Raw genomic sequence first — 3,180 nt, forward strand, 5'->3', positions numbered from 1 at the left:
ATACTTCCCTGCTTACAAACCAAACGAAATAGAGGAATGGCCCGCTGATATGATTTTAGAACATCTCGCCGCTATCTCCGAGATGAAGAAGAAAGGCGGTGAAAACTAATGGATTTGCGTAATTTAACGGTTGGCATAACGCTTGAAGATAACGCTACTTCGGGCTTGATTTGGATTGATGATAAAACAGACGATATCCGCGATAATTTCCAAGGTATGAAAAATGACCTCGCTGGATTATCGGTTGGATTCGGGCAAGTAGGAATCGCCGGAAGTCGTGCAATGGATGGAACGGAAGATGCGGTGGATGACCTAAAGGACGAAATTAGAAACCTAGCCGACCAAATCGCGTTATTAGCTCTTGCATCCGAAGCGGCGTTCGAAAAAATGGAAGATGATGTAGATGATGTAGAAGATGAAATGGAGCATTTAGGCCACGAAACCAACCGAACGACTGCGAAAGTAGTGTTATTAGGCACTGCCTTAACTGCCGCATTTAGCGGAGGAGTTGCCGCTTCCGCTCCATTACTTGCAGGGATTGGCGCATTAGTCGCAGCGTTCGGAGCGGCAGGAATCGGAGCGGCGGCGTTTGGTGCTGTTGCTGTTGGTGCGCTAACGAATATCTTTGAAACACAAGAAGAAATTGCGAAACTGCAAGAGAAAATCGAAAAAGCCGATTCAGCCAAAGAGCGAATCAAAGCGCAGAAAGAGTTAGCGGCAATATACGCAGATATGAGCCAAGAGCAACAAAACGCATTAAAAGCGTTACAATCGTTTAAAACCTTTTGGGGCGGCTTTGTTAAACAGTTTGAAAAGCCTATTTTTCAGACATTCGCAAACAGCTTAAAAGGTTTACAAGGAGTTTTGACAGGTTTACAACCGACGATTCAAAACGTGGCAGACGTGTTTGTTGAACTGACCGACGAGTTTAACGAATCGTTAGACAGTCCAGCCATGCAACGTTTCTTCACTTGGTTAGAAACAAACGCGGCAGAAAGTCTGTATAACTTTGCTCATATCTTCGGAAACACTTTTTTAGGTATCACAAACATGTTTAGCGCCTTCGCTCCGCTTGGGGCTAGTGTAGAAGAATGGTTAGTACGTATAACACAACGTTTTGAGGAATGGTCGGCAGGATTAAGTCAATCAACAGGCTTTCAAAAATTCGTTGAATACGCAAAAGAAAATGGCCCGATTTTAGCGGATACGCTGAGTAACATTTGGGACATTGGTGTCGGTTTAGTCAAAGCACTCGCTCCGCTTGGTTCAGAAGTGTTGAAAGGGCTTCAATCAATGACGGAATATATCTCGGTCAATGTGATACCTGTCATTGATAGCATCGCAGAAAAAGCGGCTGGTTTTGCTAGCACGATTCGTGATAATTGGGGTCCGATTAAAGAAACGGTTATCGGACTTGGAACGGCTTTTCTTACATTTAAAGGTATCATGCTAGGAATGACTATCATCGGCACAATCAATCAATTAATCACCGCTTTCCGTACAGGTACACTCATGGCGACAATAGCCCAGTGGGGATTAAACGCGGCTATGCTTGCTAATCCGATGACATGGGTAGCGGCAGGGATTGCGACTCTCGTTGCAATTGGTGTCCTTTTGTATCGGAATTGGGATACGATTAAAGCCAAAGCTGGCGAATTGTGGGCTTCTATGAGAGAAAAATGGGCTGGCATCAAACAAAGTACGAGCGAGACGTGGAATAACGTAAAAACATCTATTAGCAACGCTATGACAAGCGCAAAGACCAAAGTCTCCAATTTCTTCTCACCGCTTCTTGAATTTATACGAAGCGCAAAAGCGAAATGGGATAGCTTTGTCGGTGCGTTGAAAAACTTCAAAATGCCGAAAATCGGTTTACCAAAATGGATGGGCGGTAAAGGTTTAATCCAACTTCCAGGGCACGCCACAGGGCTTTCTCGTGTTCCGTATGACAACTATGTAGCTAGACTGCATAAAGACGAGACGGTGCTAAGAGCGGACCAATCACGCGCGCTTGAACAAGCAGGAATCCTTGACCGTTCAGGGCATACACCGCGAATCAATCCGTTAGGCACAGCGCCAAGTTCTTCACCAAAAGTGGCAGGCGGTTCGGTGGTGTTCTCACCGAAAGTCGATATTCACGTCACAGCAGCAGATGTGAAGTCGGCAGGAAGTTTAGAAGCGGCAGTCAATCGTAAACTGGAGGAAATGTGGCAGATGTTCATGGACATCTACGCAACGGAGGTGGTGTGCTGATGGCTAAACTCGGAAAATACAATCTATTCGTATTGAATGAATCGCCACAATACAGCGTACAGACCACCTCATACCCTGTCGAAAAAGGAATATCACTAACCGACCATGTGCAACCAGAGCCGGAATCGCTGAAAATTGACGTGTTTTTGAGCGGTTCCAATTATCAAAAGACACTCGACCAACTCAAAAACAGCATGTATAAAGGCGAAATGATGAACTATGCTGGCCGCTTCATTATGCGAAACGTGGTCATCGAGAACATCTCCCCAAGCGCAGACGCAAGCGCAAAAAACGGTGTCATGGTATCCATCACACTTAAACAGATTCGTGTGGCAACAACACCTTATGCGAAAGCGGCAGTCAAAAATACGCAAGTGAAAAAGGTATCCAATGCTGGACAAAAACAACCGACCGCCAAAAAAGCAAGCAATGCGACCTATCATGTCATCAAGAAAGGCGACACATTTTGGGCGCTTGCGAAGAAATACGGAACGACCGTCACGAACTTACGCAAGCTAAATCCGAATGTCGATGAGAAAAAACTTCAAATCGGCAGTAAAGTGAGAGTGAAGTAATATGCGTGTCATTGAGATTGATAAAAACAATTTGCCGGAGCGGTTTGACATTGAGTTAGGAGCGGAATTGTTTTCGCTTGAGATTAATTACAACGAAACAGGCGACTTTTTCACCGTTGACCTTTACAAAAACGACGATCCGCTTGTGCTTGGCGAAAAAATTATGTACAATCAATCGCTTTTTCAAGATGTTGAGGACAGTCGTTTTCCTGCTCCCCAACTCCTTGTGACCGACTTATCGGGAAAAGAAAGTCGTGTGACATGGGAAAATTTTGGCGTGACGGTGTTCTTGGTGGTGAATGACGGTGAGTGACAAGTTATTTGGCCGTGTGATACGTGTGAAAGTTGGTTC

Annotated in this window: 3 protein-coding genes; all 3 read left to right on the forward strand. The window is 45.0% G+C overall.

Going from position 1 to position 3,180, the window contains the following annotated elements; genetic code table 11:
- The first annotated feature begins 108 nt into the window (after nucleotides 1-108).
- The 3 genes from ETC00_RS20505 to ETC00_RS19130 are packed head-to-tail and all read left to right on the forward strand — an operon-like array spanning nucleotide 109 to nucleotide 3,141.
- Complete coding sequence (locus ETC00_RS20505) at nucleotides 109-2,253, forward strand: phage tail tape measure protein (RefSeq protein ID WP_216369589.1); 2,145 nt, start codon at nucleotides 109-111, stop codon at nucleotides 2,251-2,253.
- The gene (locus tag ETC00_RS19125; RefSeq protein ID WP_171567652.1) at nucleotides 2,253-2,828 is read left to right on the forward strand and encodes a LysM peptidoglycan-binding domain-containing protein; all 576 of its coding nucleotides are present in this window, start codon (nucleotides 2,253-2,255) and stop codon (nucleotides 2,826-2,828) included. Before ETC00_RS20505 ends, ETC00_RS19125 begins: the two co-directional genes overlap by 1 nt.
- 1 nt (nucleotide 2,829) lies before the next feature.
- Nucleotides 2,830-3,141, forward strand: coding sequence for a phage baseplate plug family protein (locus tag ETC00_RS19130; protein ID WP_171567653.1), 312 nt, complete (start codon nucleotides 2,830-2,832; stop codon nucleotides 3,139-3,141).
- Nucleotides 3,142-3,180 lie beyond the last annotated feature (39 nt).

Origin of the sequence: Brevibacillus sp. MCWH, assembly GCF_013096935.1 — a bacterium.
Lineage (GTDB): Bacteria > Bacillota > Bacilli > Brevibacillales > Brevibacillaceae > Brevibacillus > Brevibacillus aydinogluensis.

Excerpts from the sequence above, each read along its gene's own strand:
- ETC00_RS20505 (WP_216369589.1), top strand. The coding sequence starts at position 109 with ATGGATTTGCGTAATTTAACGGTTGGCATAACGCTTGAAGATAACGCT.
- ETC00_RS19125 (WP_171567652.1), top strand. The coding sequence starts at position 2,253 with ATGGCTAAACTCGGAAAATACAATCTATTCGTATTGAATGAATCGCCA.
- ETC00_RS19130 (WP_171567653.1), top strand. The coding sequence starts at position 2,830 with ATGCGTGTCATTGAGATTGATAAAAACAATTTGCCGGAGCGGTTTGAC.